The sequence below is a fragment of the Frateuria sp. genome, assembly GCF_035695185.1.
Lineage (GTDB): Bacteria > Pseudomonadota > Gammaproteobacteria > Xanthomonadales > Rhodanobacteraceae > Frateuria_A.
The window spans coordinates 1-26,470 of sequence record NZ_DASSES010000112.1 but is presented as its reverse complement, the minus strand read 5'-3'; the positions used below and the strand labels follow the sequence as shown (position 1 = coordinate 26,470).

Sequence of the window (26,470 nt, the reverse complement as noted above, 5' to 3'; positions counted from 1 at the left end):
CACCGCCTCGGGATGTAACACGTACAGGCGTCAATCGCGGCGCCCTTGCCTCAAGGTATCAACCGTGACCCCGCTGGACAAACCACTCAAGCGCGAAATCGAGATCGACGGCGTCGCCTATACGCTCGCACTCGATCCGCAGGGACTGAGGCTCGCGGAGAAAGGTCATCGGCGAGGGGTGGAGCTTCGCTGGAAGGATCTGGTCAGCGGTGATGCTGCCCTGGCGACCGCATTGCAGGCGTCCCTGGAAGAGCGATAACGCCGACCGCGGGCACGGCGGGGTCAGCCCGGACGTTTCGGGACCGCGTTGGCCGCGCGGATGGCCTCCGCCATGCCGCGGCTGTCCTCGCTGTCGAGTCCATCCAATCCGGCGAGCACCCCTGCGCGATCGGCCCCGGTCCGGTTCTGGCTGAGTTTCCACTTGCCCTCCAGGCGCTCGATCGGCAGGCGCAGGCCGGTGATGGCCGCGAGGTTGCGGTCGATGTAGTCCGCCGGGGCATCGTCCAGATGCCAGGGACTGGGCATGGAACGTTCGTGGCGATCGGTGAGCCTGCGCAGGAGCTCGCGCAGGGCGACCGGATCGTCAAAGGTCTCCAGGGTGCCGTGGGCGTGGACGGCGATGTAGTTCCAGGTGGGCACTTCCCTGCCGTGGGTCTGCTTGCCGGGGTACCAGCCGGCGGAGATGTAGGCGTGCGGGCCCAGGAAAATCGCCAGCGATGGCGCGCCGCTGCACGTGGCGTGCGCGTTGGCGCGGGCGACGTGGCCGTAGAGCGTGCCGTGGGGCCCCTCGTGCGGCGCCAGCAGCAGCGGAATGTGGCTGACCCGGAGGCCGGCGGCGGTCGTGCTCACCAGGCTGGCGAAGGCGATCCGGTCGATCGCGGCGTGCAGTTCGGGCAGGCGCGCCTCGCGAAAGGCGGTGGGCGTGTACATGCCGTTGCTCCGGTGGCGGCGGGCTGTTCGGGATGAATCCGGGCGTGACCGGGGGCGGTCGCGCGCGGGTGCGCTCCTGCAAGGAGCGTCCCTCGACGGGTTCAGCGTCCGAAGATGATTTCCTGGCCTTCGTGGTCGCGGTCCCAGCCGCGCAGTTCGTCCCGGATGTGGGCGATGCGCTGGCGACCGAGCGCGTTGCGCTCTTCGTCCAGGACCTGGCCGTCGAGCAGCTCGGCCAGGCGCTGGGCGGTGGGCAGCATGGCGTCCCAGGCGTCCAGCGCGGGCAGCGGGCCCGGCAGGGTCATGAAGAAGCTCAGGCCGGGCGTGCGCAGCGCATCGAGGCGGGTGAGGTCGAAGTTGCCGGGCTTGAGCATGTTGGCCACGCTGAAGATCGGCCCCTGCTCGCGCTTGCCGTCGACCAGGCGGTGGTAGATCCCCAGGTGGCCGTATTCCAGGCCGGCCTTCTCGGCCGCGACGATCAGGTCGGCGCCGTTGAACACGCCGCCGTCGCGGGCCATCACGAACAGCGTGACGATGCGTTCCATCGGCAGTTGCGAGGGCCGGCGCCCCAGGTCGGACGGTGGCGGCGCCTTCGGTGCGGCGGTCGCGGGCGCCCGCGCAGCCACCGGGGCGGCGGCATCGGAGTCGCCCGAGGGCGCGCGCAGGGCGTCGATGATGGAGGCTGCGCGACCCGAGGGCTTGGGTGCTGCACCGCGTTCGCCGGCCAGCGTGGCGCCGAGCTTTTCCAGCTCCTCGCGCAAGCCGATTTCCAGTTCGCCCTGCTGCGGCAGCGGGTCTTCGGCCCCCGTGCGTGCGTGCAGGTCGTCCTCCAGCAGCATGTTGTCTGCCTCGCCCTCGCCCAGCGTCGGCTCGCGGCGTTCGCCGCTCCCGCCCTGCCCGGCCGGCATGCGGCGCCGCCCCTGCTCCTTCTTCGGCTGGCCGAACAGCCACAACAACGCCAGCACGATAACGCCGGCGATGGCCAGCGGCACGCCGACGGCAGGGTTCCAGGCAAAGGCGAGCACGGTCATGGATGGATCCTCACGCAGCTCCGGCCAGTTTAGCCGCTTCGGCCAGGTCCACCTGCACCAGGCGCGAAACACCAGGCTCGCGCATGGTCACGCCGCACAGCTGGCTGGCCGCCTCCATCGTCGCCTTGTTATGGCTGACGAAGATGAACTGCACCTTCTCGCTCATCTCCCTGACCATGCTCGAGAAGCGGCCCACGTTGGCCTCGTCCAGCGGCGCATCGACCTCGTCGAGCAGGCAGAACGGCGCGGGATTGAGGTTGAAGATCGCGAACACCAGCGATACGGCGGTAAGCGCCTTCTCCCCGCCGGACAGCAGGGAGATGTTGGAGGGTCGCTTGCCCGGCGGACGCGCCATGATCGACACGCCGGTATCGAGCAGGTCGTCGCCGGTCAGTTCCAGGTACGCGTGGCCGCCGCCGAACAGGCGCGGGAAAAGTTCCTGCACGCCGGCATTGACCTTGTCGAAGGTTTCCTTGAAGCGCTGGCGGGTCTCGCGGTCGATCTTCTTGATCGCGCCTTCGAGCGTTTCCATGGCGCTGGCCAGGTCGGCCAGCTGGTTGTCGAGATACGTCTTGCGCTCGCTCTGCTCGGCGTGTTCCTGGATCGCGGCCAGGTTGACCGGCTCCAGGCGCGCGATCTTCTGCGCGAGATCGCCGAGCTGCGTGCGCCACTGGTTGCTGTCGGCGTCTTCCGGGAGTTCGGCGAGCAGCGGCTCCAGTTCGAGGCCCGACGCGGCGATGGCCTCGGCGAGCTGATCGGCGCGCATCTGCAGGGCCTGCGCGGCCAGGCGCTTCTCCGACACGCTTTCGCGAAGCTTGGCCAGATTCTGCTCGGCCAGGTGGCGCTGCTGTTCCAGCTTGCGGAACTCGATGTCGCAGTCTTCCAGCGCACGGCGCGCCTCGACCAGCTGCCTGTCGGCCAGCAGGCGCTGGTCCAGATAGGTCTGTCGCTCGGCTTCGAGTTCGGCGATGGGATCGGAGCCGGCCGCCAGCTGCCCGGCGATCTCGGTCCGTCGCGCCTCGACCTGGCGCAACTGCGTGTCCAGGCGCGCCAGCGCCTGCTCCAGCGAGGCCAGCGAGGAGCGCTTGGATTCCATCGACAACGCCAGCGCATGCGCCTGGTCGGCCGCCTCGCGGGCGTTCATGCGCGCTTCCTCGCGGGCTTCGAGCAGCGCGCGGCGCTCGTTTTCCAGCTCGCGGCGCTGGTCCTCCAGGTCGCCCATGTGGTTGACCGATTCGTCCAGGCGCGCGCGGGCCTCGCGGGTCTGCACCTGCAGCTCGTCGAGCTGTTCGATCAGCGTGGACAGTTCGCCGGCTACCTTCTCGGCGCGCGCCCGGGCGGTTTCCACCTTGCCGCGGTGGCTCTGCAGCTGGCCGGCCAGCTCGGACTGGCGGCGGTGCGCGTTGTACAGCTCGCGCTGCGCGTCGTCGCGGGCGCGCTCGGCTTCGAACTTGGCGGTGCGCAGTTCGTCCAGGCGGGCGGTGGATTCTTCCAGCTGCGCTTCGAGCGCTTCGATCTGTTCGGTCAGCACGCGGATGTCGCGTTCGCGTGCCAGCACACCGACCTGGTTGCCCTGGGCGCGGCGAATGCGCGCCCACTGCGGCGCCAGCCATTCGCCGCTGCGGGTGATGATCGACTGGCCTTCGGCGAGGGAGCCGACGCGGTTGCGCGCCTCGTCCAGGGTCTCCGCGGTGCGGACGCTGGCAAGCAACTGCATCGCCGCGGCCGGGCCACGCACCCTGGCCGCCAGCGTGCCCTCGGCGCCCAGCCCGCCCGCGGCCGACGCCAGCAGCGCCAGGTCGGCTTCGCCCAGCGCGCCGAAGTCGCCGGCGAGGGCCAGCGGACTGTCGACCAGTACGCCGTCGAGCAGGCCGGCCAGCACGGTTTCCACGGCCGATTCCCAGCCGCCGTCGACCTGCAGCGACTCGCCCAGGCGACGTGCCTTGTCCAGGCCCAGGCCGGCCAGCCAGCCGCTGGCGGCGCTCTCTTCCTGGCCCAGCGCGGCATGCTGCAGGGCCTCCAGCGAGGACAGGCGGCCGCGCGCGCTCTGCAACTGCTGGCGCGCCTCGTTGAGTGCCGACTGTACCTGGCGCTCCTCGTCGAGCACCTTCTCGTGGGCAAGCTTGTGCTGGTCCAGCAGGCTGCCGAGCGACTCGACGCGCTCGCGCTGGGTGTCGTGCTCGAGGTGCAACTGCTCGGCGGCGGCATCGAGCGCGGCCACGTCGGTGGCCTTCTGCTCGGCTTCCAGCGCCTCGCGCCGCTTGGCCAGGTCGATGGCCTGGCGGTCCAGGTAGTTGAGCTTGGTGCGCTCCACTTCCGCGGCGCGGCTGGATTCGCCGGCCGTGCGCGTGTAGGCGTCCCAGCGCTGCTGCCAGTCGGCCAGCTTCGCTTCGGTGCTGCGGGCGGCCTCGGCGGTGTCGTCCTGCATCTGCTGCAGGGCTTCGAGTTTCGGCTCGCCTTCGGCGAGTGCCAGGCGCAGCGCCTCGACCTGCTCGCGGTCGTTGGCGATGTGCACGGAAAGCTCGGCATGCTCGCGCTCGGCCTCACCCTGGGCGCGCTGCAGGCGCTCGGCGGTCTCCTTGTTGAATCGCACCTGCTGCTCGACACGGGCGATCTCGGCGCCGACCTTGTAGACCTCGCCCTGCACTTCGTTGAGGTGCTCGGTGGCGCCGACGTGGCGCTCGCGCACGGACTCGAGCTGCGCCTCGATCTGGCGTTGGCCGGCGAGCTGCTTCTCGATCTCGATCTCGGCGGCGGACAGGCCCTGCCCCTCGCCCTCGTGCTGGCCCTTCAGCGCGCGGTACTCCAGCGCGCGCAGTTCGGCTTCCTTGCGGGTCTGTTCTTCCTTCAGCGCCTTCCAGCGCTCGGCGGCACGGGCCTGGCGGTTGAGGTGCTCGAGCTGCTTGTCGACCTCGTCGCGGACGTCCTTGACGCGGTCGAGGTTCTCGCGGGTGGACTTGATGCGGCTCTCGGTCTCCTTGCGCCGCTCCTTGTACTTGGAGATGCCGGCGGCCTCCTCCAGGTGCGTGCGCAGCTCTTCCGGGTGCGCCTCGATGATCTGGCTGATCATGCCCTGTTCGATGATCGAATAGCTGCGCGGACCCAGGCCGGTGCCCAGGAACAGGTCGGTGATGTCGCGCCGGCGGCAACGCGCGCCGTTGAGGAAGTACGACGACTGCCCGTCACGGGTGACCTGGCGCTTGACCGAGATTTCCGCGTACTGCGCGTACTCGCCCTGGATCGTGCCGTCGCCGTTGTCGAAGATCAGCTCGACCGTGGCCTGCCCCACCGGCTTGCGCGCGTTCGAGCCGGAAAAGATCACGTCGGTCAGCGAGTCGCCGCGCAGGCGGCTGGCCGCGCTCTCGCCCATCACCCAGCGGATCGCGTCGATGATGTTGGACTTGCCGCAACCGTTGGGTCCCACCACACCGGTCATGTTGGTCGGCAGGTGCAGCGTGGTGGGGTCGACGAAGGACTTGAAACCGGCGAGTTTGATCGTGGTAAGGCGCATGCGGGCTCAACAATAGGGGCAGGCCCGCGGTGGTTCGGGCGACGGGTCACTGTGCCAAACGCCGGGCGTGGTCGCAATGCGAACACGGCGTGACAATTGACCTGAGAATAAAACTATAACTTATTGAAACGCCTAACTAAGGCGCACTGGCGTCGATGGACAGCGCATGGATGCCCCGGTCCATCAGCCCCTCCAGCGCCGCATACACCATGCGGTGCCGCTTGATCGGCAGCACGCCGGCAAAGGCGGCGCTGACGATGCGCACGTGGAAATGGCCCTTGCCGGCGTTGGCGTGACCGGCGTGCTTGTGGCCCTCGTCGAGCACCTCCAACTCCACCGGCGCCAGTGCATCGGCCAGCCGCTGGCGGATCTGTTCGACCATCGCCTCGCTCACGGCAAGGTCTTGCGGAACGGCTTGACCTCGACGGCTGCGTAGACCCCTGCGGCGACGTAGGGGTCCGCATCCGCCCAGCGCCTTGCATCGGCCTGGCTCGGGAACTCGGCGATGATCAGGCTGCCGGTAAAACCCGCCGGGCCCGGGTCGTCGCATTCGATCGCGGGAAACGGGCCGGCAAGCAGCAGCCGGCCTTCGGCCTGCAACTGCTCGAGGCGGGCAAGGTGCGCTGGCCGCGCATGCCTGCGCTTGTCCAGCGAGTCGGGAACGTCAGTGCCGACGATGGCGAACCACATGGGGCGATGCTCCAATCGGGAAGCATGCCAGTTTAGCCGACCCGCCTCGGCACCACAGCCGGGCGTGTTCCCGGTCTACACATTGCGGTGGCCCCGGCCCTTGTACGGTGGCGTCCCCCGCTCGGTATCGAGCCGGCGGGCGTGACTGCGCGATCCCGGAGAGCGGCCGGCCACCCACAGGAGACCGACGCATGGGCGAATCACCCGAACCTTCCACAGCCACGGTGGGCGCGCTGTGGCGCGACAGGCTGGGGCGGCTGGCCATCCGCTGTGCCCAGGTCATCCTGGTGGCGGTGGTGCTGATGGGCGTGGTGAAGGCGGCGACCCGGCTGGAATTCGTGGTCATCCCGTTGACGCTGGCGCTGATCCTGGGCGCGGCGTTGTTCCCGCTGGTGACGATCCTGCGCCGGCTGCGTCTGCCCCATGCGGTCGCGGCGCTGCTCACCCTGCTGCTCGGCGGCCTGGGGCTTGGTGGCGTGCTGACGCTCGCCGTGGCGAGGGTCGGCGCACAGTGGGCGTCGCTGCAGTCCTCCGCGATGGACGGCTTCGGCGAGGCGCTGCATTACCTGCGTCGCGGGCCGCTGTCGCTGAGCGAAACGCAGATCGACCACACCCGCCAGGCGGTCGTCGACTTCGTGACCAGCAGCACGTTCGGGCAACACGCGGTGGCCGGGGTGTTCACTACGGTCGAACTGATGACCGGCTTCGTGCTGACGTTGTTCATCCTGTTCTATTTCCTCAAGGAGGGGCCGGCGATCTGGCGGTTCCTGATCCAGCCGTTGCGCCCGGCGTGGCATGCGCGGGTGTCGCACGCCGGCGAGCGTGCGATCCACGTGCTCGGGGGGTATCTGCAAGGCACCGCCCTGGTGGCCCTGGTCGATACGGTATTCATCGGCGGGGCGGTGTGGATCCTGGATGTCCCCCTGGCGGTCCCGTTGTCGATACTGGTGTTCCTCGGCGCGTTCGTTCCGATCGTCGGCGCCACGCTGACCGGTATCGTCGCGGCGCTGGTGGCGCTGGTCACGGTGGGCCTGAGCGCGGCCATCTGGGTGACGGTGGTGGTGATCGTGGTCAACCAGCTCGAAGGACATCTGCTGTCGCCGGTGGTACTGGGTCGCTCGCTGCACTTGCATCCGCTGGCGGTGCTGCTGGCACTCGCCTCGGGCGCGATCCTGGGCGGCATCGTCGGCGCGTTGCTGGCGGTACCGTTCACCGGCGTGGCCTGGGCGGTGGCCAAGTCATGGAACACCCGGCTGCCCGCGCCCCATGACGGGTGAGCACGAGCACCCGACCATGTCTCCGGTCATGCCGGCCGGCGCTTGGAAACCCCGCGGCAGCGCCCACTTCATGTGCTCACCATGAAGCAGGGAGCTTGCGGGTATGTGGACGACGTTCGTGGATGGCCTTGCCGCGCTGTTGGCCCAGCTGGCCACGTGGCTGGATGGGAGCTATGGCCTGGCCGTGATCGTGCTGGCGCTGCTGGTGCGCCTGGCGATGTTGCCGGTGACGCTCAGGACCGCCGAGCAGGGCTGGTGGCGACAACAGCAGTTGCTCGCACTCAAACCGAAGCTGGCGCAGTTGAAGCAGCTCCACGCCGCCGATCCAGCTGCGCGGGCGCGCGCGACCCAGGTGCTGTACCGCGAGCATGGCTTGGCCGGTGGACTGGGCAGCGGCATGCTGCTGGCGCTGGTACAGGCGCCTCTGGCGGCTGGGATTTATGCCGCGATCCGCCAGGGCATCGCGGGCGCCGGTTCGTTCCTGTGGATACCGAAGCTGGGCCGGCCGGACGCGTGGCTCGCGCTGGTCGTCGGACTGCTGAGCTTCGCGGCGCTGCTGCTGAACCCGGCGATGTCGGAGCAGACACGTACCTTGCTGCACTGGCTGCCGGTGGTGATCTCGTTCCTGCTGGTCTGGCACCTGGCCGCCGGGCTGGGCCTGTACTGGGCCGGCTCGAGCGGGGTGAACCTGCTGCAGATGGCTCTGCTGCGGCGGCGCGTGCGCAGCCGCCGCCGATGATCCCGCCGGGTCGTCCGGGCAGGATGGGGTGAAGCCCACCCTGCCCGGGATCCCGCTCTCAGGCTTCCGGGCGCATGTACGGGAACAGCAATACGTCGCGGATCGAAGCGGAACCGGTCATCAGCATGACCAGGCGGTCGATGCCGATGCCCAGGCCACCGGTCGGCGGAAGCCCCACTTCCAGCGCGCGGATGTAGTCCGCGTCGAAGTGCATGGCTTCGTCGTCGCCCGACTCCTTGGCTTCGACCTGCGCTTTGAAGCGCGCCGCCTGGTCTTCCGGATCGTTGAGCTCGGAGAAGCCGTTGGCGATCTCCTTGCCGTTGATGAAGAGCTCGAAGCGGTCGGTGATGCCCGGGTCCGTATCACTCTCGCGCGCCAGCGGTGAAACCTCCACCGGATGGTCGGTGATGAAGGTCGGCTGGATCAGCGTGTGCTCGACGGTCTTTTCGAAGATCTCCAGCAACAGCTTGCCCCAGCCGTAGCCCGGCTTGACCTGGATACCCAGGCGCCCGGCATGGGCCGCCATGGCCGCGCGGTCGCGCAGCTCGTCGCGACGGATTCCGGGGTTGTGCTCCAGCACGGCATCTTCCATCCGCCAGCGGCGGAACGCGGGCCCCACATCGACCTGCGCACCTTCCCAGGTGAGCTCGGTGGTGCCCAGCACGTTCTGCGCCGTCTCGCGGATCACGGCCTCGGTGAGGTCCATGATCTCGTGGTAGGTGGCGTAGGCCTGGTACAGCTCCAGCATGGTGAATTCGGGGTTGTGCCGGGTCGACACGCCCTCGTTGCGGAAGTTGCGGTTGATCTCGTAGACGCGGTCGAAGCCACCCACGACCAGGCGCTTGAGGTACAGCTCCGGCGCCACGCGCAGGTACAGGTCCAGTCCCAGCGCGTTGTGGTGGGTGACGAAGGGCTTGGCCGTGGCGCCGCCGGGGATGATGTGCATCATCGGCGTTTCCACTTCCATGAAGCGGCGCGGCTCGGCCTCCAGCCACTTGCGCATGAAGCCGATGATCTTCGAGCGCAGCGCGAAAGTGCGGCGCGCTTCCTCGGTCACGATCAGGTCGACGTAGCGCTGACGGTAGCGCTGTTCGACGTCGGCCAGGCCGTGGAACTTGTCCGGCAGCGGCCGCAGGCTCTTGGTCAGCAGGCGCAGGCTGTCCACCTTCACCGACAGCTCGCCGGTCTTGGTGCGCATGAGCTGGCCTTCGGCACCGACGATGTCGCCCACGTCCCAGCCCTTGAACGCCTCGTAGGTCGCCTCGCCCACCGTGCCCTGGTGGATGAACAACTGGATGCGGCCGGTGAAGTCCTGCATCTGCACGAAGCTGACCTTGCCCTGCACGCGCTTGAGCACGATGCGGCCGGCGACCTTCACGCGGCGCGCAGCCGCGTCGACGGTCTCGGCATCCTGGTCGGCAAACGCGCTGCGCAGGTCGCCCGCGAAGGCGTCGACCTTGAAGTCGTTCGGAAAGGCGATGCCCTGCCCGCGCAGCTCCTTGAGCTTCTCGCGGCGTTCGGCGATGAGCTTGTTCTCGTCAGGCGCCGTGGTGTCGTTGGCAGTAGCGGGCGCAGGGTTGTCGGTCATGCTTGGGTTTCCGTGAGCTGCAACCGGTGACTTCGACCGGAATGTTTGACGATTTCTGGATGCGGACAGCGCAAGACTGGCTCGCCCGGGCACTCCGGGCCGCCAGGCACGTGACGCCCGGGGTCGGACGGGAGGGACATGGCCGCTCCGCGCACCGGCGTCCGGCCAGTGCCCTTGCCACGGTGTCCCACGCCTCGGCTGCCGGACGCCTTGCCCGCAGGCCGAGCCTTCCGATGCCGGCCATGCAGTGTATGCGACGGCCGCCGCGGCACAAAAGGGGCGGCAGCGTCCGCGCCTCGCCGGTACGCGTTCAATTCTGGCATGCCCCGCCTTCACGCCAGTCGTGCTATCGGCGCGGCTGCAGGGGAACGACGAGCAAGGAGCACCTCATGTTTCCCACCCATCCAAAATGGGCGCTGGCAGCCATGCTGGCGTTCGGTTCGATACTGTCCGCCGGCGGAGCCCGCGCCGCTGCCCCGGCGACCGCCGCCTCCGCTGGAAACATTGCATCGGTCTGGATCATCTGGCCGAAGGACGGTCAGGCCCGGCCCTTCGAAACCGCACTCAAGACGCACGCCGCGTGGCGCAAGCAGAACGGCGAAGGTTTCGCCTGGTCGATCTACCAGCCGGTGGTCGGCGAGGACCTGGGCTTCTACGTCATCCGTTCGGAACAACACACCTGGCAGCAGATCGACGCCGACGAGACGTGGGAGCGGGAACACGGCGCGGCCGAGTTCGACCGCGAGGCCGGCCGCTACGTGAAGCGGGTCGAACACTACTTCAACAAGGCCGATGCCGAACACAGCCACTGGATCCAGAGCAGGGACTACAAATACTTCGGCGTTTACGATTTCCAGACCAAACCGGAAGGCCGCGAGGGCGTGGAGGACGCGATCGCCAAGGTCCATGCGGCGGTCGAGGCTGCCAGGTGGCCCTACCCTTACGAGATCGACACGCCGATCGGGGGGCGCGGCGGACTGCTCATCGTGGAACCGATGAAAAGCTACGCGGACATGGCCGAGCCCAACCCCAGCCTGATGAGCGTGCTTGCCCGCTCGCTGGGCTCCAAGGAGAGCGCGAAAGAGACCATGGACAAGTTCGATCGCGGGATCGAGAAGAGCACGTACACCATCTACCTGTACCGGCCGGACCTCTCCACGCCTTCGACCGGACAGTGACGGCGAGGCGTGCCCACCCCGGCCCATCCTGCGAAGGGACCGGGGTGGGGAATTACGCGTCGATGCGCTTGGCGCCGGCGTCCAGGCCGGACTTCAGGCTCGCCTCGATGAATTCGTCCAGATCGCCGTCGAGCACCTTTTGCGTGTCGGAGCGCTCCACGCCCGTGCGCAGGTCCTTGATGCGGCTCTGGTCAAGCACGTAGTTGCGAATCTGGCTGCCCCAGCCGATGTCGGACTTGGTCGCTTCCAGCGCATCCTTCTCGGCGTTGCGTTTCTGCACCTCCAGCTCGTAGAGCTTCGCGGCCAGCATCTTCATGGCACGGTCGCGGTTGGCGTGCTGCGAGCGTTCGGTCTGGCAGGCCACCACCACGCCGGTCGGTACGTGGGTGATACGCACCGCCGATTCGGTCTTGTTGACGTGCTGGCCGCCGGCGCCGGAGGAGCGGTAGACGTCGGTCTTGAGGTCCGCGGGATTGATCTCGATGTCGATGTCGTCGTCGACTTCCGGCGACACGAACACCGAGGTGAAGCTGGTGTGGCGGCGGTTGTCCGAGTCGAACGGGCTCTTGCGCACCAGGCGGTGCACGCCGATCTCGGTCTTCAGCCAGCCGTAGGCATAGTCGCCCTCGACGCGGAAGGTGGCGGACTTGATGCCCGCCACTTCACCGCCGGAGACTTCCATCAGCTCCACCTTCCAGCCGCGCGATTCGACCCAGCGCAGGTACATGCGCAGCAGCATTTCGGCCCAGTCCTGCGCCTCGGTGCCGCCGGCGCCGGCCTGGATGTCGACGAAGGCATTGTTCGCATCCATCTTGCCGGAGAACATGCGCTGGAACTCGAGCTTGCCCACGCGGGCCTCGAGCTTCTCCACATCGGTGGCGACCGAACGGACGGTGTCCTCGTCGCCATCGGCAGCGGCCATGTCCAGCAGCTCCTTCGCGTCCGAAAGGCCTGCGGTGAGCTCGTCGATGCCCGTCACGATGGTGTCCAGGCGGGCGCGTTCGCGGCCCAGTTCCTGTGCGCGGGGCGGATCGTCCCAGACGGTGGGACTTTCCAGTTCGCGGCTTACTTCCTCCAGGCGCTCGCGCTTGGTGGCGTAGTCAAAGATACCCCCTAAGCGACTCGACGCGGTCCGTGAGGTCCGCGATCTGCGCAAGGATCGGATTGGTCTCGATCATGAAACGTATGGCCGTGGTTGTGGCGCCCGGACGGGCGCTGGCGGGAACGGCGAAGGATAGCAAAGCGCCGCGGCGGTCGGATACGCGGCGGGTGCCGCGGTGGCGATCGATCGGCCGTTCAGTAGAACAGGCGCGCGCTCAACTGCACCTGGGTGCCGCGGGTGTGCGGCGGCAGTCCGTAATCGGCGCGGACGGTGCGCGTGCTGTCGATGTGCAGCATCTCGAGGGTCAGGCGCAGCCAGTCGCGGGGACGCCAGTCGAGGGCTGCGGTGACGGCGTTGCCGTGTTCGCCCTCGTGCAGCCCTGGGGTCGCGGGCAGTTCGCGCGTGCTGAAGTGATCCACTCGCAGGGCCGGCCGCCACGCGCCGCGATTCCAGCCGGCCAGCAGGTACGCGGCCCGGTAACGGGTGGTGAAAACCAGGTTCGGTACCGGTTCGATCACCGTGTCGCCGTCCATCGCCTGCGCCAGCCAGGTCACCGGCCCGGTATCGGCGGTGGCGCCCAGGCTCCAGAAGCGGGTGCGCCAGGCGTACAGGCGCTCGCCGCCCTCGTAGGGCTGCCAGGCCTGGGGATCGGCGTGGTTGTCGTAATGCATCAGGCTGAGCCGGCCCCACCCCCGCGCACGCCACGTGAGCTGGCCATAGTTGCCCCATTGATGGCCGATGCGGCGGAACGGGTCGTATCGCCTCGGCGGTTCTTCGCCGTCGTCACGCACGTAGGCGTCCGGTTCACGCAGACGGCTGCCGATGCCGTAGGTCAGGTCGCTGAGCGACCAGCCGCGGATCGCCAGCAGATTGCCGGCCGGGTCGTTGCGCTGGAACACGGCGCCGCGCAGCTCCCAGTGGTTCACCTCGCCGCGGCGCTCGATGCGCGCCTCCGCGCCAGTGGCGCGAAGTTCCTCACCCACCCAGCTGTTGATCGCCGAGGGCGTGAGCGTCCACGGGCTGGTCCAGCCGATGGCGTCGTTCTCCAGCGAGACCGGCGGAAAGAACGCGCCGGCCTGCACCGAGCCGCGCCAGTGCGTGGTCGATACCGGGCGCCAGCGCAGGTAGGCCTCCAATACGTCGATGCCGGCGCGGTCGCTGTGCTGCAGTTGCAGTTCCGCCAGGGCGAACAGCGAGGGCGTGAGCTGCGCGGTGCCGACCAGGGCCGCGCCTCCGAACCGCAGTTTCGTTCCCCCATCCCCGTAGCGGGTCTTGCCGAGCCCGCCCTGGACCCAGGCGCGTTCGCCCGGTGCCGCGACCAGGCGGCCATCGACATAGCCGTGCAGGCCGAGATCCTGCCCGTGGCTGGCCCACGGCAACACGGCCAGGCAGGCCCACACCAGGCGGCGACGTCGCGGGTAGCGGCTCATGCGACGCCGGCGCGTTCGAACGAGAAATCGGCCAGTTCCCCCGCCGGCAACGGCCTGGCGATGAAGAAGCCCTGGGCGTGGTCGCAACCGATGGCGGTCAGCTGCTCCAGCGCGCCCGGGTCTTCCACGCCTTCGGCGGTGACCTGGTAGCCGAGTCGATGGCCCAGTTCGACGATCGAGCGCACGATCGTCTGGTCGTTGGCGTCGCGCGCGAGATGGCGGATGAAGGTCTGGTCGATCTTCAGCTCGCTCACCGGCAGATGGCGCAGGTAGGCGAAGGCGGACTGGCCCACGCCGAAGTCGTCGACCGCGATGCCCACGCCCAGGTCGGCAATGCCACGCAACACCCGGATGGCCATTTCCGGCTGGCCGATCACGGCACGCTCGGTGATCTCCACCGTGAGGTTTTCGGGCGGCAGGCCATGGATGGACAGCAACCGGCCGATGCGCAACGGCAGCTCGGGTTCCTCCAGGTCGCGCGCCGACAGGTTGACCGCCACGCTCAGGGCCAGCCCGCGCGCATGCCAGCGACTGGCCTGGGCGATGCCGGCGGCCAGCGCCCAGCGGGTCAGGCGCTGGATGTTGCCGGTGTCCTCGGCCATGCCGATGAAGTCCTGGGGCGGCACCGTCCCGCGGCGAGGGTGATGCCAGCGCACCAGCGCCTCGACGCCATCGACGCGCAGGTTGTCCAGCGCCAGCTTGGGCTGGTAGTACAGCTGCAGCCGGTCGTGGTCGAGTGCCTCGCGCAACTCGCCCATCAGCGAGAGCCGTTCGGTGCGGTGCGGGTCGGTCGCCGCATCGTAGAACGCCAGCGGGCGGGTCGAGCCGCTCGCCGCGAACTGCGCCACCTCACCGTGGCGCAACAGCACCGAGGCCAGCGCGCCGTCCTCGGGATACATGGCGACGCCGACCGCCGGGAGCGTATCGATGCTGACGTCCGCCTCCACGTACGGGGCGCCCAGCGCATCGAGGATGCGCAAGCCGGCGGCGACGGCCTCCGTGCGGTCCGCGCCGGGCAGCCAGGCGACGAACTGGGTGTCGGTGGCGCGCGCCAGGTAGGCCTTGGCGGCAACCCGCCCGAGCCGGGCACCGACCTCGCGCATCAGCCGGTCATACAGGCCGTGCCCCATCGTCTTGATGATGTCCGGCACGCGCGTGAGGCCCACCATCAGCAGCGCACCGTGGGTCGTGCCGGCATCCCGCGCGCGGTCGATCGCGGCCTCCGCGGCCACGCGATTGGGCAGGTCGGTCACCTGGTCGTGCAGGGCCTGCTGGCGTATGCGCTCCTCGCGCTGGCGCACCGCTTCGGCCATGGTGCCGAACGCGGCCGCCAGCTGGCCCAGTTCGTCACGGCGTTGCAGGCTGGGCAACGCGCGGTAGTCCCCCGCCTCGATGCGGCGGGCCGCGCCGGCCAGCGACTCCACCGGGCGCGAGACGCTCCGCGCGGTGAGCCACGCACCGACCAGCCCCACCACCAGGCCCAGCCCGAGCAGGATCGCCCAGGCGATCACCACCGCGCGGAACGGCCGCAAGGCATCGCCCAGCGAGTAGCCCAGTACCGCCATGACCGGCGAGCTGCTGCGCGCCAGGCTGAGCGGTTGCGCCAGCACCAGGAACTCGCGGCCGTGGATGCGGCGCAAGGCCGGATGGGTCGGCAGCTGCCGGCCGGCCAGGCTGGCGACCAGCCCGGTGTGCCGGAGTCCCTGCGCGGCGGCGATCCAATCCGAGGCGGGCGGACGCACCGCCAGCTCGATGTCGCCGGGCAATGCCGACAGCTCGCGCAGGTGGGCGAGCAAGGCATCGTCGAGCGGGACGTAGACGACCACCAGCCCGACCGGTTGCGGCGCGTAGATCGGCACCACGACGACCCAATACGCCTTTTTCTGCAGCGCCACGACGGCCGCCGCGCGCCGGTCGAACGCGCGTTCGGCGAGCTCCGGGAAGGCGAAGCGCCGGCCGCTGGCATGGACGTCGGCGGTGTCGACTTCCACCACCCCGTCGAGGCCGACCAGTTGCATGCGCGAGGCCCCGACGCGGCGACCGTGGTTGCGCAGGACGGAAAGCACGGTGCCGTGATCGCGCTCGGCGATGGCCGAACGCAGGGCGTAATCCAGCGCCATCACCTCGACGTTGCCGGCCACGCGCGCCGACAGGTCGCCCATCTGCGCCACGAAGGCCTGTGCGTTGACCGCCAGCTGTCGCTCGCCCTCGCTGACCAGCGCGTGACGGGTGACGCCGTAGACCAGCGCGGCCGTGAGCAGCTGCACGGTCACCAGCGTGGCGACGAAAAACAACGCGAGACGGAGCCGGAAGCCGACGACGGCGCGCATCGGGTCAGTAATCCAGGTGCTCGCGGTCGGCAAACCCGCGTGGGTCGGGAATCAGCGACAGGGTAAAACCGGCATGCTGCACGTCGGCTCCGGCGCCGACCGTCGTCACCTCGCTCGGCTGCGCCAGCCCCGGCCGCAGCTGGGGGTGCCATACGCTTACCGTGTAGTTGCCAGGCGGCAGGTCATCGAACACGACCCGGCCCTGTGCGGGGGTCACCTGCGCCTGCCCCGGCGTGACCAGCAGGTAGGCAATCATGTGGTCGTGGATGTTGCAGCCCACCGCGACCAGTCCCGGCTTGCGCAGCGTCACCGGCGGCGAGCTCTCGCCCGGGCGCAGCAGGAACTCGAACGCCCCGGCCTCGGAGAAGGAGTAGACATGGTGGCGGGTGCCGTCACTGTTGCGGAAGACCACACGGTCACCGGGGCGGACGACCTGGACGTAGGGGATGAAGGTTTCGTCGCGCTGGTCGACGTAACGGGTCACCGGCGTGGGGGCCGCCGCAGCTTGCGCCATTGCCGGCGCGAGGGTGACGACAGCATCGCCCACGGCCCGCCCGCCGGCATCGTTCACCCGTACCACCAACTGTCCCGCGCAGGACGGACCGGCGCAGCCGGCCAGCAGCCAAGCGAGCATGATTCGCCAGCGCATTCGCGCTCTCCCGGATGTCCCCGGCGCTAGCCTAACCCATGCATCCGCGCCCCGGTCAATGGGTGGCCACGGCGAACGATCCGTTCCATCCACGCCGGTTTTGCGGCGGGAGGGGCAGCCTTACCTTTCGTGCCTGGCCGGCACCCACGCGCGGCAGGAGGGCAAGATGATCGAACGCAGGGCTTTTGAGACTCTGGGCGGAGCCAACCATGGCTGGCTCGACGCCAGGCACCACTTTTCCTTCGCCGGCTATCACGACCCCGGCCGCATGGGCTGGGGTGCGTTGCGCGTCTGGAACGACGACACCATCGCCCCGCGCAGCGGCTTCCCGCCGCATCCGCATGCGGACATGGAAATCATCACCTACGTGCGCGAAGGCGCGATCAGCCACCGCGACAGCCTCGGCAACGAGGGCCGCACCGTCGCCGGCGATGTGCAGGTGATGAGCGCCGGCACGGGGATAACCCATGCCGAGTACAACCTCGAGGCGGAAACGACCCGGATCTTCCAGATCTGGATCATTCCGGACCGGCCCGGTGGCGCGCCGGACTGGGGGGCCCGGCCGTTCCCCACCGGCGAGCGGGCCGGCCGCTTCGTGGCGCTGGCCAGTGGCATGCCCGGGGACGCCGACGCCCTGCCGCTGCGGGCGCATGCCCGCGTGCTGGGAGCCACCCTGCGCGCAGGCGAACAGGCGGAGTATCCACTGGCCGCCGGCCGCTACGCTTACCTGGTACCTGCCAAGGGCATCGTCGAGGTCAACGGGGTGCGCCTCCAGGCCCGCGATGGCGCGGCGATCCGGGACGAGCCAGAAGTGCGGGTGACCGCGCTGGAAGACACCGAACTGGTGCTCGTCGACGTGCCCGCCTGAGGCGACACGGCGCATACGGTGGCCGTCGTAGCGTGCCTGATCCGTCGGAGGATCCCTGCATGCCCCAACCAACCGGACCCCAGCGTGCCGCCGGTGCGGATCCCAACGAGGTCGATGCCAGGGACGGCTTCTCGCTCTCGCGCAAGGAACAGGGTGACGTCGAGCAGAAGCGCCCGCCCCGGGTGGCCGTGCTGCACGAGACCATCCGCCTGGAGGGCGAGGAAGAGCTCAGCCGCGGGCTGGTCGCGCTGAGCCTTTCGGCCCTCGCCGCCGGGCTGTCGATGGGTTTCTCGATGCTCGCCCGGGGTTTGCTCCATCGTCACCTGGAAGGCGTGCCCGGCGCCTTCCTGATCGAGAGCCTGGGCTACCCGTTCGGCTTCCTGGTGGTGATCCTGGCGCGCCAGCAGCTGTTCACCGAAAACACCATGACCGCGGTGTTGCCCCTGATGACCCATCCGACCCTGCGCAAGCTCGGCTCGCTGCTGCGATTGTGGTCGGTGGTGCTTGCAGGCAACCTGATCGGTACCGCGCTGTTCGCCTACGGCATCCTGCACATGCGGTTGTTCGACGAGGCCACGCAGACCGCTCTGCTGAGCGTCGGCACCGAGGTGATGGGCAACTCGCCCCTGCAGATGTTCACCAAGGGCATCGTGGCGGGCTGGCTGATCGCCACCATGGTGTGGCTGGTGCCGGCCGCTGAGCATGCCAGGATCACGGTGATCGTACTGACCACCTACCTGATCGCGCTGGGCGGCTTTACGCACATCATCGTCGGGTCGGTGGAAACGCTCTATCTGGTCTTCGACGACGGCCTGGGCTTCGGTGGTTTCGTCACACGCTTCGCGCTGCCGACCCTGGCCGGCAACATCGTCGGCGGCAGCTGCATCTTCGCCCTCATCAGCCATGCCCAGGTGCGCGGCGACCAGGCCGAGGAAGACGAAGCGCAAGATCCGGAGGGCGCACCCATCCGCCGCGAGCGATCCTGATCGCATGACCCGTGTATCCGACCCCCTGACCACCGCGCTGCGGCGGGTCGACTGGCCCTCCATCCATGCCACACTCGATACGGCGGGCCACGCCGAATTGCCTGCCCTGCTGCCGCCTGAGACATGCCGCGGGTTGGCTGCGCTCTATCCGCGGCGCGAACTCTTCCGCAGCCGGGTGGTGATGGCTCGGCACGGCTTTGGAAAGGGCGAATACCAGTATTTCCGCGATCCCTTGCCGGCAGCCGTCGCGGCGTTGCGTACCGCCATCTACCCTCGACTGGTGCCGCTGGCCAACCGATGGAACGAGGCAATGGGAATCGACGTGCGCTACCCGCCGGAACACGCGCACTTTCTCGCGCGCTGCCATGCGGCCGGCCAGGACCGGCCGACCCCCTTGCTGCTGCGCTATCAGGCCGGCGACTACAACTGCCTGCACCAGGACCTGTATGGCGAGCACGTCTTCCCACTACAGGTCGCGGTACTCCTGTCTGCGCCCGGCAGTGACTTCACCGGGGGCGAATTCGTGTTGACCGAACAGCGGCCGCGCATGCAGTCTCGGGCCGAGGTGGTATCGCTGTCGCAGGGCGATGCCGTGATCTTCGCCGTGCACCAGCGCCCCGTACAGGGCGTGCGCGGGAGCTATCGCGTGAACCTGCGTCACGGCGTCAGCCGGCTGCGTAGCGGATACCGCTTCACGCTCGGGGTCATCTTCCACGACGCCACCGGCTGAGCGTGCCCGCGCGAGGCCGGGCCGTCCGTCGCAGATCGGCTAGTGCGCTTCGCGACCGTACACCTGGCCGCCACCGCCGGCTCGGAACAAGGCTCCTTCCGGTGCTCTTGCCGGCACGTCGCGTTGCTGCCGATGCGCCTGCATGGCCGCCATTTTGTCACCCAGCGAGGGCAGCAATTTGGACACCGCGGTGTCCAGTTTGGCCATCGCGCCCACCGTAACGTCGCGACCACCTTCGGTCGCCGCCTCGAGAATCGCTTCAGCCACTCGGTGAGGATCGATCATCGGCGATGGAAGCTTCGGTTCCTCCGACATGTAATTGCGTGCATGCTGCGGGTAGGGCGTATCGACCGCCGTCGGCTGGATCAGCGTGATCGAGACCGGGGCCCCGTCCAACTCCTCCACCTCGACACGCAAGGCGTCGGTGAAGCCTTTCACCGCATGTTTGGATGCCGAGTACATGCCCTGGAACGGGATCACCGCGTCGGACACCTCGCTACCGATGTTGATCAGGGCACCGCCGCTCTCACGCAGGTGCGGCAAGGCGACCAGCGAGCCGTTGACCACGCCCCAGAAGTTGGTGTCGAACAGCCGGCGGCTGTCCGACTCGCTGACTTCGTCGAGCCTGCCATAGATCGCCACGCCCGCATCGTTCACCCATGTGTCGATCCGCCCGAAGCGCTTGACCGCTGCAGCGGCAAGCGCCTGCAGCTGGCCGCGCTCGCCCACGTCGGTGGGGACGGCAAGGGCCTCGCCGCCCGCTTCGCCGATCTGTGCCGCGATTGCCTCGAGCGTTTCGCCGCTTCGTGCAGCCAACACCAGCCTGGCGCCCTTCTCTGCGGCAAGAAGCGCCGTGCAAAGCCCGATCCCGCTGGAGGCGCCGGTGATGACCATGACCTGCTGGTCCAGGGGTTTCAATCGTGCGGCCATCGGAAGTGCCCTGCGTGACGGGTCGGTAGCGCATCACGTGAGCAGTTCAATCGCAGTGAACGATGGCTGCCCGGCGCCAGGCGGGCAGCCGCGGGGACTTCCCACGACCTGGCGCTCGGAATGCGGGAGCGGCAGGCCCATGCACCGATCATTCACGCGTCCGGGTTTCACATGGCGTGTCGATCCGCGATCGAGCAGGGAATCCCGTCGCGACAGACCGACACAAAGCGCCACGATCCACGGCTGCCAGCTCAGCAGGGCGGAGGCGGTCCAAGGTGAACTGAAACCAGACCTCGCCGGTCCGGCACTTGCCAGCGGGCGTGACCGCCACTACCCTCCCGCCGAACTTCGAGTGGTGCCCACTCCCACGGGCATCTGCACGCGACGAACCGGAGGGGTCCGGATCGGCGCGACCCGGCAGGCCACCGCCGGATGGAACGACCGCTTCCCACGCGGAACAATTCAAGCTGCAGCCGCAATCCAGCAGACCGTACCGGTCGCGATTCGCAGTGCGCGCGCAACTGATGACGCCGGCTCGACCAGCCGGTAGAACGCCACACTCCCGTGGCAAAGCGTCACGACTCTCGTTTCGGTCGCGACGATCAATCCAGGTGGTAACGGCCTGCCCGCCCGTCCACCGCAACGGCGCACGAGATGGAGGTTTCATCCCGCGCGTACAGCACGCTGGAGGCAGACAATGAAACTTTCCATGCTGTTGTGGCTGACGTCCGTACTGCCCCAGCCGATCGCCGACCAGGCCTGCCTGGCGACGACCGTGTATCTGGAGGCGCGCAGCGAATCGACGATCGGGCAGCTCGCTGTCGCGGAAGTCGCGTTGCGCCGCCGCGAACGCGGCCGCTGGGGCGATACCGTCTGCAAGGTGGTGGCCGCGCCACACCAGTTCGCCATCACGGCGACGCCCGGCTCCTATGACATCGCGAACTTCAAGGCCTTCACCAAGGCCTGGAAGATCGCCGGCTACTCGATGGACAACTGGGCCCTGCCGCTTGCTCAGCGCCAGCTGCTCGTGCCACACGCGGACCATTTCGCCACCGTCGCGATCGCCCCCGCCTGGTCGCTCAACCACACCAGCACCACCATCGGCGAGCACCGGTTCTACGCAGTCAACTGAACACGTCCTTTCCGGCAGCAGAAGGCCCTCCGAAGAGGGCCTTTTTTTTGGACATCTATACGCCTGGACGGCTACATCGCGTAAACGTGGTCACCGCGGATCTGTGCGTAGTCGCCGACCCGCAGGCCGGGATCCTCCTTCTGGGTCACGGTGGCGTACTGACCATTGTCCAGCCGCAGCGTCACCCGCCAGGCCAGCTGCTGTCCGCTACCCGAGCGCTTGCCGACTTCATGGCCAACGACGCCGCCGGCAACCGCACCGGCCACCGTGGCAGCCTGCTTCCCCTTGCCTCCGCCGACCTGATGGCCCAGCACGCCTCCGGCGACGGCGCCGATCACGGCACCGAGGGTGGCGTGATTGTCACCCTCGATGGGGACCTGTTGCACGTCCTGCACCACGCCACAGTTTTCACAGCGCGAGCTTCCGTAGCCGGAGGTCTGGGAGCCGCGGTTGTTGTAGCCACCGTTGTCGTACGGGCCCGTGGCGCAGCCACCGAGGACGAGACTGCCTGCCAGTGCGGCGGCCAGCACGAAGTTGCGATTGCGATCGAACATCATGGCGCGACTCCTCGGTGTGGGGGGATTCAATCATCGCGCCCGGTCCGTCCATGGACCGCATAGGTTGTGTCAGCTTGTCAGTGCGCGTCCGAAACAGCGACAACGCCTTCCTGCACCTGGACCCGGTCACCCGGGTCGTGGTCCATCCGCACGGTACGGGTGACCCCGTTGTATTCGTAGCGGACGTTGTAACCGACCACCTTGGTGCTGGTGTCATTGACCGTTTCGCACTTGCGCTCGGTCGTGGTGGTGACGTTGGGATGCTGCCGGTTCTGCTGGATCTTCTTGCCGGCGTAGCCACCTGCAACGGCACCGGCCACGGTAGCCAGGGTCTTGCCCTTGCCGCCGCCGACCTGATGGCCGAGCAGACCACCCGCGACCGCGCCGATCGCCGTGCCGGCGATCTGGTGCTGGTCCTTCGGTGCCTCACTGTGGGAAACCACCTCGTCGTGGCATACCTGACGCGGGTTGTTCACCGTCTTGCGTACCGGATCGACGCTGACCACACGCGCGTACTTGGCGCCATTGTCCGCGGCCGTGGCGGTGGACGTGGCGTTGGCCACGCCGGCGTCGGCGCTGGCGTTGCGGTTGCAAGCCGAAATGCCCATCGCGAGCGCTGCCGCGATTCCCACCTGAAGCGCGTTGACCATCAACCTTTTCATGACTTGCCTCTCCTTCGTTTCATGCGGCGCGGCGGGCGCGCCATGCGGCCACCATTCACCTGCACAACCATTGAACCTTCGCCATACTGAATCCGGCCTAGACATTCCTCCGTATGCGCAATCCAGATGACTAACGCGTGACGAAGCACTCACATCCGCCTGCCTCCCTGCCGCCCCCCTGGCTGGTCGACAGCCACGTACACATCGATGATGCGAGCTTCGATGGCGACCGCGCGAGCGTGCTCGCATGCGCCGCCGAGGCCGGCGTGCGGCTGATGGTCGTGCCCGGCATCGACGCGGCAAGTTGGCCGCGCATCCATGCGCTGTGCCAACGCCATGCCGGGCTCTATCCGGCTTACGGCCTGCACCCGCTGTTCCTCGCGCAGCACCGGCCCGATCACCTGCAACTCCTGCGCACCCGCCTCGGCGACGGGAGCGCGGTAGCCCTGGGCGAGATCGGACTGGACTTCTACGTCGAAGCACTCGACCGTGACCTGCAGCAATACTATTTCGAAGCACAACTGGCCATGGCGCAGGACTTCGAATTGCCGGTAATCGTGCACGCCCGCCGCGCAGTCGAGGAAGTCGTGCTGGCTCTGCGCCGCTTCCCCGGCTTGCGTGGCGTCGTGCACAGTTTCGCCGGGAGCGCGCAGCAGGCCGCCCAGCTCTATGAGATGGGTTTCATGCTCGGCATCGGCGGGCCGGTCACCTACCCCCGTGCCAGGCGGCTGCGCCGGCTGGTCGCCGACATGCCGATCGACTTCCTGCTGCTGGAAACCGATGCGCCCGACCAGCCCAATGCCGGTCACCAGGGGACACGCAACGAGCCGGTACGCATGCTCGAGACGCTGCAGGCCATCGCCGAACTTCGCGACGAGTCCCCCGACCTCATCGCCAGGGCCACCACGGCAAATGCCTGCCGCCTGTTCGGCCTCCGGGTCTCTGAGCGGACATAAAGACGGAATCTGCGGCACCCGCCATCCGTGATCGAGCGGGTGTCACCCAGGTGCGCCCCTCACCCGGCCCTTGGCACTTGTCCGCTCGATGCGGCCGCGCTATTTTAGTTCACTGGTGAAATATGAGCCGGTGAAATGGCACGCCTGGGCGATTGCATCACGATGATGGACGAGGGGATCGGGCGTGTCGGCCAGATCCTCCCCGACATGCCCGAGGCCGAAGCCCGCCTCACCCGGCTGCTGCTGATGGTCGGGCGCAGCTTCGACGAGACCATCGAGCAGGCGCTCAAGCCGAACAGCATCAACCACAGCGACTTCCTCACGCTGATGATCCTGTACAGCCGGCCGGACGGGAGCTCCACCCCGGGCGAGCTGTGCGAGTACACCTCGCAGGGCGCCACCAACATGACCCGCATCGCCAATGCACTGGTCAAGCGCGGACTGATTACCCGGGGAGCCAGCGAAGAGGACCGCCGCCGCGTGGTCATCCGCATCACCCCGTCCGGCCGGCGCTTCGTACAGAAGCTGTTGCCACCGCTGTTTCCCCGCGTGAGTGCGGCATTCACCGGCTTCAGCGACGCCGAGAAGCGCAGTTTCAGCCGTCTGCTGCGCAAGCTCGCCGACAATCTCGACCATCTGGACGAGGCCTCCCCGAAGGATGCTCCATGAAACCTGCCCTGCTCCGCCTCCGCACCACGCTGGCCGCGGCAACCGCGCTTGCGCTGGTCGCTTGCGCCTCGGCGCCAGCCAAGCTTTCGTCCCCGCGACTTAGCGACGATGTCCCGCTCGCCGGGGTGGCAGTCGGCACGCGCGCCGGCTGGCCCGACACAGAGTGGTGGCGTGCCTACGACGATCCGCAACTGGACGCACTGATGGACCGCGCTTTGCGCGAGGCGCCGGACCTGGCGTTGGCCCGAAGCCGCGTGCAGAGCGCCGAGCAGTCCGCCCGCCTGGCCGCCGCGCAGATGGGGCTGACGGTCGACGGCAACGTCCAGTACTCACGCCAGCGCATGAGCGAGCACGGCCTGATACCTTCCCGGTTCCTCGGCTTCACCTGGTACAGCCAGGCCGATCTCGGCGTGCAGCTGAAGTACGACTTCGACTGGTGGGGGAAGAAGCGGGCGACGGTCGAGGCGGCACTGGACCAGGCCCACGCCGCCGAGGCCCGGCGCAGCGCGGCCGCCCTGGCGCTCCAGTACGCGGTCGCCAGTACCTATTTCGGCTGGCAGGCCGATCGGGCCCGACTGGCGCTGGCCGACCACGCGCTGGCCGCCGCCAGGCAATTGCTGCACATCGCGCAGCTACGCGTGCACCAGGGTGTGGACCTGGCGGACACTGCCGAGCAGGCGCAGGCGCAACTGGCGCAGCTCGAGCAGATGCGCACCGCCATCGAGGGCTCGGCCAAGATCCGCCGCGTCGTCCTGGCCTCGTTGCTCGGCGTGGCGCCCGCCGGGCTGCCCGAACTCGAGACGCGCCCGCTACCCACTGTCGCGTCCGGCCTCCCGCAAAACGCCAGCCTGGACCTGGTCGCCCGTCGCCCGGACATCGCCGCCAGCCGCTGGCAGGTCGAGGCAGCGCTCAAGCAGACCGACGTGGCGCGTGCGCAGTTCTTTCCGGACCTGAGCCTCACCGCCCTGGCAGGGCTTTCCAGCATCGACATGGGCAAGCTGCTGACGTCTGGCAGCCGGGTCTTCGCGGTGACTCCGGCGCTGCACCTGCCGATCTTCGAAGGCGGCGCCCTGGAAGCCAATTACGGCCTCAGCCGCGCACAGCTGGACAGTGCCGTGGCGCAATACCGCAGCACGGTGCTGGCGGCGGCTCGCGACGTCGCGACCCAGGCGCTTGGCGCCGAGCAGCTGGCCGCACAACGTGAACAACAACGCGCCCGGCTCGCCGCCGACCAGCGCCTGCTTGCCCATGCACAGGCACGCCTGCGCCGGGGCGTGCGCGACGCCCGCGAAAGCCTTGCCGCCGAGCTCGAGCTTCTGCAACAGCGCGATGCTGCCACCCAGCTTCACGCGCAGGCGCTGGCCACGGACCTGGCGCTGATCAAGGCGCTTGGCGGCGGCTACCGCAACGACTCCCGTTCCGAAACCTCATCCACCTCCCCTGCTCCCGGAGCCCAGCATGAGCCCCACTGAAGCCGACAAGCGAGCCGACAACGACAGCGGCCTGGCCGCCAAGAACCCGGCCAAGCGTCGCCGCGCGCTGTTGATCGTAGCCGCGGTGTTCATCCTGATCGCGCTCATCTGGCTGCTGCTGTGGCTGTTCGTGTTCTCTCATCGCGAGAAGACCGACAACGCCTACGTGGGTGGCAATCAGGTAACCATTTCCGCGCAGGTGCCGGGTACCGTCGTCGCGATCATGGCCGACGACACCCAGCGCGTGGAGGCCGGCCAGGTGCTGGTCAAGCTCGACCCGACCGACGCCCAGGTGCGCCTGGCGCAGGCGCGCAGTGCGCTGGCGCAGGCGGTGCGTGGCGTGCGCCAGCAGACCAGCTCCGCCAGCGGCGCCGATGCCCAGGTCACCGCGCGCAAGCTGGAACTGGACAAGCTCGAGGCCGATCTCAGGCGCCATCTGCCGCTGCTGGCCGCGCATGCCGAGTCGCCGGAGATCGTGCAGCACCTGCGCGATGGCGTGGCGCAGGCACGCGCCGGACTGGAGGCGGCCAAGGCGCAGGCCGCGGCGGCCCATGCCGCCATCGAGGGCACGGACGTCGCCGGGAACCCGGCCGTGCTGCAGGCACGAGCCAACTTCCGCGCTGCCTGGATCGCCGCCCAGCGCAACGCCATCCTCGCGCCGGTGGCCGGCTATGTGGCCCAACGCAGCGTGCAGCTCGGCAACAGCATCGCGCCCGGCCAGCAGCTGATGACCGTGGTACCGCTGCACGACCTCTGGATCGACGCCAACTTCAAGGAGGGCCAGCTGCAACACATCCGTATCGGCCAGCCCGCCACCGTCGAGGCGGACATCTATGGCGGTGACGTCGAATACCACGGCAAGGTGGTCGGCCTGGGGGCGGGGACCGGCAGTGCTTTCTCGCTGCTGCCGGCGCAGAACGCCACCGGCAACTGGATCAAGGTGGTGCAGCGCGTGCCCGTGCGCATCGCGCTGGACAACAGGGAGCTGGACAAGCACCCGCTGCGCGTGGGCCTGTCGACCACGGTGACCGTGGACATCAGTAACGATCGCGG

General features: G+C 68.5%; 25 protein-coding genes. 12 read left to right on the top strand and 13 right to left on the bottom strand.

Annotated features, from left to right (window positions below; all coding sequences use genetic code 11):
* Window positions 1-64 precede the first annotated feature (64 nt).
* The gene (locus VFH59_RS09340; protein ID WP_325164617.1) at window positions 65-259 is read left to right on the top strand and encodes a hypothetical protein; all 195 of its coding nucleotides are present in this window, start codon (window positions 65-67) and stop codon (window positions 257-259) included.
* 23 nt (window positions 260-282) lie between these two features.
* On the opposite strand, the gene VFH59_RS09335 is transcribed toward VFH59_RS09340, so the two are convergent.
* The 5 genes from VFH59_RS09335 to VFH59_RS09315 form a co-directional block, all read right to left on the bottom strand.
* Window positions 283-930, bottom strand: coding sequence for an FMN-binding negative transcriptional regulator (locus VFH59_RS09335; protein ID WP_325164616.1), 648 nt, complete (start codon window positions 928-930; stop codon window positions 283-285).
* A 101-nt stretch (window positions 931-1,031) separates the two neighbouring features.
* Window positions 1,032-1,961, bottom strand: a complete 930-nt coding sequence (gene zipA, locus VFH59_RS09330) for a cell division protein ZipA (protein ID WP_325164615.1) — start codon at window positions 1,959-1,961, stop codon at window positions 1,032-1,034.
* Window positions 1,962-1,971: 10 nt separating this feature from the next.
* Window positions 1,972-5,472 carry a chromosome segregation protein SMC gene (gene smc, locus VFH59_RS09325; protein WP_325164614.1) on the bottom strand — a complete coding sequence of 1,167 codons (3,501 nt, stop codon included), beginning with the start codon at window positions 5,470-5,472 and terminating at the stop codon, window positions 1,972-1,974.
* 136 nt (window positions 5,473-5,608) lie between these two features.
* The gene (locus tag VFH59_RS09320; RefSeq protein ID WP_325164653.1) at window positions 5,609-5,854 is read right to left on the bottom strand and encodes a BolA family protein; all 246 of its coding nucleotides are present in this window, start codon (window positions 5,852-5,854) and stop codon (window positions 5,609-5,611) included.
* A gap of 8 nt (window positions 5,855-5,862) precedes the next feature.
* Window positions 5,863-6,162 (bottom strand): YciI family protein, encoded by a 300-nt coding sequence (locus tag VFH59_RS09315; protein ID WP_325164613.1) that lies wholly within the window; start codon window positions 6,160-6,162, stop codon window positions 5,863-5,865.
* A 191-nt stretch (window positions 6,163-6,353) separates the two neighbouring features.
* Between VFH59_RS09315 and VFH59_RS09310 the strand changes: the two genes are divergently transcribed.
* Both VFH59_RS09310 and yidC read left to right on the top strand, forming a co-directional pair.
* Window positions 6,354-7,439 (top strand): AI-2E family transporter, encoded by a 1,086-nt coding sequence (locus tag VFH59_RS09310; RefSeq protein ID WP_325164612.1) that lies wholly within the window; start codon window positions 6,354-6,356, stop codon window positions 7,437-7,439.
* A 103-nt stretch (window positions 7,440-7,542) separates the two neighbouring features.
* Window positions 7,543-8,178: a membrane protein insertase YidC gene (gene yidC / locus VFH59_RS09305; RefSeq protein WP_325164611.1), complete on the top strand. Its 636-nt coding sequence runs from the start codon at window positions 7,543-7,545 to the stop codon at window positions 8,176-8,178.
* A 58-nt stretch (window positions 8,179-8,236) separates the two neighbouring features.
* Here the strand turns inward: yidC and lysS are convergent, their stop codons facing one another.
* Entirely contained in the window at window positions 8,237-9,766 is a 1,530-nt protein-coding gene (gene lysS, locus VFH59_RS09300) for a lysine--tRNA ligase (RefSeq protein ID WP_325164610.1), read from the bottom strand.
* Between the two features lie 389 nt (window positions 9,767-10,155).
* Here lysS and VFH59_RS09295 point away from each other — a divergent pair, with 389 nt between their 5' ends.
* Window positions 10,156-10,944 (top strand): hypothetical protein, encoded by a 789-nt coding sequence (locus VFH59_RS09295; RefSeq protein WP_325164609.1) that lies wholly within the window; start codon window positions 10,156-10,158, stop codon window positions 10,942-10,944.
* Between the two features lie 52 nt (window positions 10,945-10,996).
* On the opposite strand, the gene prfB is transcribed toward VFH59_RS09295, so the two are convergent.
* The 4 genes from prfB to VFH59_RS09275 all read right to left on the bottom strand — a co-directional run bounded on the left by prfB (window position 10,997) and on the right by VFH59_RS09275 (window position 16,455).
* Window positions 10,997-12,122, bottom strand: a protein-coding gene (gene prfB / locus VFH59_RS09290; RefSeq protein ID WP_325164608.1) for a peptide chain release factor 2 whose coding sequence is annotated in 2 segments (ribosomal slippage) — window positions 10,997-12,046 and window positions 12,048-12,122 — 1,125 coding nt in all. Because the reading frame shifts where the segments join, the coding sequence is not laid out codon by codon here.
* A gap of 118 nt (window positions 12,123-12,240) precedes the next feature.
* Entirely contained in the window at window positions 12,241-13,476 is a 1,236-nt protein-coding gene (locus tag VFH59_RS09285) for a hypothetical protein (RefSeq protein ID WP_325164607.1), read from the bottom strand.
* Window positions 13,473-15,806, bottom strand: coding sequence for a putative bifunctional diguanylate cyclase/phosphodiesterase (locus tag VFH59_RS09280; RefSeq protein WP_325164606.1), 2,334 nt, complete (start codon window positions 15,804-15,806; stop codon window positions 13,473-13,475). Before VFH59_RS09280 ends, VFH59_RS09285 begins: the two co-directional genes overlap by 4 nt.
* A gap of 4 nt (window positions 15,807-15,810) precedes the next feature.
* A complete protein-coding gene (locus tag VFH59_RS09275; RefSeq protein WP_325164605.1) occupies window positions 15,811-16,455 on the bottom strand; it encodes a methylamine utilization protein in 645 nt (214 codons plus the stop codon).
* A gap of 166 nt (window positions 16,456-16,621) precedes the next feature.
* Here VFH59_RS09275 and VFH59_RS09270 point away from each other — a divergent pair, with 166 nt between their 5' ends.
* Genes VFH59_RS09270 through VFH59_RS09260 form a run of 3 tightly spaced genes read left to right on the top strand, consistent with a single transcriptional unit; the run spans window position 16,622 to window position 19,039 of the window.
* A complete protein-coding gene (locus VFH59_RS09270; RefSeq protein ID WP_325164604.1) occupies window positions 16,622-17,323 on the top strand; it encodes a pirin family protein in 702 nt (233 codons plus the stop codon).
* A gap of 59 nt (window positions 17,324-17,382) precedes the next feature.
* Window positions 17,383-18,309 carry a formate/nitrite transporter family protein gene (locus VFH59_RS09265; RefSeq protein ID WP_325164603.1) on the top strand — a complete coding sequence of 309 codons (927 nt, stop codon included), beginning with the start codon at window positions 17,383-17,385 and terminating at the stop codon, window positions 18,307-18,309.
* A 4-nt stretch (window positions 18,310-18,313) separates the two neighbouring features.
* Window positions 18,314-19,039: a 2OG-Fe(II) oxygenase gene (locus VFH59_RS09260; protein ID WP_325164602.1), complete on the top strand. Its 726-nt coding sequence runs from the start codon at window positions 18,314-18,316 to the stop codon at window positions 19,037-19,039.
* 39 nt (window positions 19,040-19,078) lie between these two features.
* On the opposite strand, the gene VFH59_RS09255 is transcribed toward VFH59_RS09260, so the two are convergent.
* The gene (locus VFH59_RS09255) at window positions 19,079-19,969 is read right to left on the bottom strand and encodes an SDR family oxidoreductase (protein WP_325164601.1); all 891 of its coding nucleotides are present in this window, start codon (window positions 19,967-19,969) and stop codon (window positions 19,079-19,081) included.
* A 697-nt stretch (window positions 19,970-20,666) separates the two neighbouring features.
* On the opposite strand from VFH59_RS09255, the gene VFH59_RS09250 reads away from it, so the two are divergent.
* On the top strand, window positions 20,667-21,101 hold the full coding sequence (locus VFH59_RS09250; RefSeq protein ID WP_325164600.1) for a cell wall hydrolase: 435 nt from the start codon (window positions 20,667-20,669) through the stop codon (window positions 21,099-21,101).
* Window positions 21,102-21,172: 71 nt separating this feature from the next.
* On the opposite strand, the gene VFH59_RS09245 is transcribed toward VFH59_RS09250, so the two are convergent.
* A complete protein-coding gene (locus VFH59_RS09245) occupies window positions 21,173-21,658 on the bottom strand; it encodes a glycine zipper 2TM domain-containing protein (RefSeq protein WP_325164599.1) in 486 nt (161 codons plus the stop codon).
* A gap of 77 nt (window positions 21,659-21,735) precedes the next feature.
* Window positions 21,736-22,320, bottom strand: a complete 585-nt coding sequence (locus tag VFH59_RS09240) for a glycine zipper 2TM domain-containing protein (protein WP_325164598.1) — start codon at window positions 22,318-22,320, stop codon at window positions 21,736-21,738.
* A 137-nt stretch (window positions 22,321-22,457) separates the two neighbouring features.
* Between VFH59_RS09240 and VFH59_RS09235 the strand changes: the two genes are divergently transcribed.
* The 4 genes from VFH59_RS09235 to VFH59_RS09220 form a co-directional block, all read left to right on the top strand.
* Complete coding sequence (locus VFH59_RS09235; protein ID WP_325164597.1) at window positions 22,458-23,276, top strand: TatD family hydrolase; 819 nt, start codon at window positions 22,458-22,460, stop codon at window positions 23,274-23,276.
* 135 nt (window positions 23,277-23,411) lie between these two features.
* Window positions 23,412-23,945, top strand: coding sequence for a MarR family winged helix-turn-helix transcriptional regulator (locus VFH59_RS09230; protein ID WP_325164596.1), 534 nt, complete (start codon window positions 23,412-23,414; stop codon window positions 23,943-23,945).
* Complete coding sequence (locus VFH59_RS09225) at window positions 23,942-25,417, top strand: efflux transporter outer membrane subunit (protein WP_325164595.1); 1,476 nt, start codon at window positions 23,942-23,944, stop codon at window positions 25,415-25,417. The genes VFH59_RS09230 and VFH59_RS09225 overlap by 4 nt, the downstream gene beginning before the upstream one ends.
* On the top strand, window positions 25,404-26,470 hold a 1,067-nt coding region (locus VFH59_RS09220), incomplete at its 3' end, for an HlyD family efflux transporter periplasmic adaptor subunit (protein WP_325164594.1). The genes VFH59_RS09225 and VFH59_RS09220, both read left to right, overlap by 14 nt.

Excerpts from the sequence above, each read along its gene's own strand:
- VFH59_RS09335 (WP_325164616.1), bottom strand. The coding sequence starts at position 930 with ATGTACACGCCCACCGCCTTTCGCGAGGCGCGCCTGCCCGAACTGCAC.
- zipA (WP_325164615.1), bottom strand. The coding sequence starts at position 1,961 with ATGACCGTGCTCGCCTTTGCCTGGAACCCTGCCGTCGGCGTGCCGCTG.
- smc (WP_325164614.1), bottom strand. The coding sequence starts at position 5,472 with ATGCGCCTTACCACGATCAAACTCGCCGGTTTCAAGTCCTTCGTCGAC.
- VFH59_RS09320 (WP_325164653.1), bottom strand. The coding sequence starts at position 5,854 with ATGGTCGAACAGATCCGCCAGCGGCTGGCCGATGCACTGGCGCCGGTG.
- VFH59_RS09315 (WP_325164613.1), bottom strand. The coding sequence starts at position 6,162 with ATGTGGTTCGCCATCGTCGGCACTGACGTTCCCGACTCGCTGGACAAG.
- VFH59_RS09310 (WP_325164612.1), top strand. The coding sequence starts at position 6,354 with ATGGGCGAATCACCCGAACCTTCCACAGCCACGGTGGGCGCGCTGTGG.
- yidC (WP_325164611.1), top strand. The coding sequence starts at position 7,543 with ATGTGGACGACGTTCGTGGATGGCCTTGCCGCGCTGTTGGCCCAGCTG.
- lysS (WP_325164610.1), bottom strand. The coding sequence starts at position 9,766 with ATGACCGACAACCCTGCGCCCGCTACTGCCAACGACACCACGGCGCCT.
- VFH59_RS09295 (WP_325164609.1), top strand. The coding sequence starts at position 10,156 with ATGTTTCCCACCCATCCAAAATGGGCGCTGGCAGCCATGCTGGCGTTC.
- VFH59_RS09285 (WP_325164607.1), bottom strand. The coding sequence starts at position 13,476 with ATGAGCCGCTACCCGCGACGTCGCCGCCTGGTGTGGGCCTGCCTGGCC.
- VFH59_RS09280 (WP_325164606.1), bottom strand. The coding sequence starts at position 15,806 with ATGCGCGCCGTCGTCGGCTTCCGGCTCCGTCTCGCGTTGTTTTTCGTC.
- VFH59_RS09275 (WP_325164605.1), bottom strand. The coding sequence starts at position 16,455 with ATGCGCTGGCGAATCATGCTCGCTTGGCTGCTGGCCGGCTGCGCCGGT.
- VFH59_RS09270 (WP_325164604.1), top strand. The coding sequence starts at position 16,622 with ATGATCGAACGCAGGGCTTTTGAGACTCTGGGCGGAGCCAACCATGGC.
- VFH59_RS09265 (WP_325164603.1), top strand. The coding sequence starts at position 17,383 with ATGCCCCAACCAACCGGACCCCAGCGTGCCGCCGGTGCGGATCCCAAC.
- VFH59_RS09260 (WP_325164602.1), top strand. The coding sequence starts at position 18,314 with ATGACCCGTGTATCCGACCCCCTGACCACCGCGCTGCGGCGGGTCGAC.
- VFH59_RS09255 (WP_325164601.1), bottom strand. The coding sequence starts at position 19,969 with ATGGCCGCACGATTGAAACCCCTGGACCAGCAGGTCATGGTCATCACC.
- VFH59_RS09250 (WP_325164600.1), top strand. The coding sequence starts at position 20,667 with ATGAAACTTTCCATGCTGTTGTGGCTGACGTCCGTACTGCCCCAGCCG.
- VFH59_RS09245 (WP_325164599.1), bottom strand. The coding sequence starts at position 21,658 with ATGATGTTCGATCGCAATCGCAACTTCGTGCTGGCCGCCGCACTGGCA.
- VFH59_RS09240 (WP_325164598.1), bottom strand. The coding sequence starts at position 22,320 with ATGAAAAGGTTGATGGTCAACGCGCTTCAGGTGGGAATCGCGGCAGCG.
- VFH59_RS09230 (WP_325164596.1), top strand. The coding sequence starts at position 23,412 with ATGGCACGCCTGGGCGATTGCATCACGATGATGGACGAGGGGATCGGG.
- VFH59_RS09225 (WP_325164595.1), top strand. The coding sequence starts at position 23,942 with ATGAAACCTGCCCTGCTCCGCCTCCGCACCACGCTGGCCGCGGCAACC.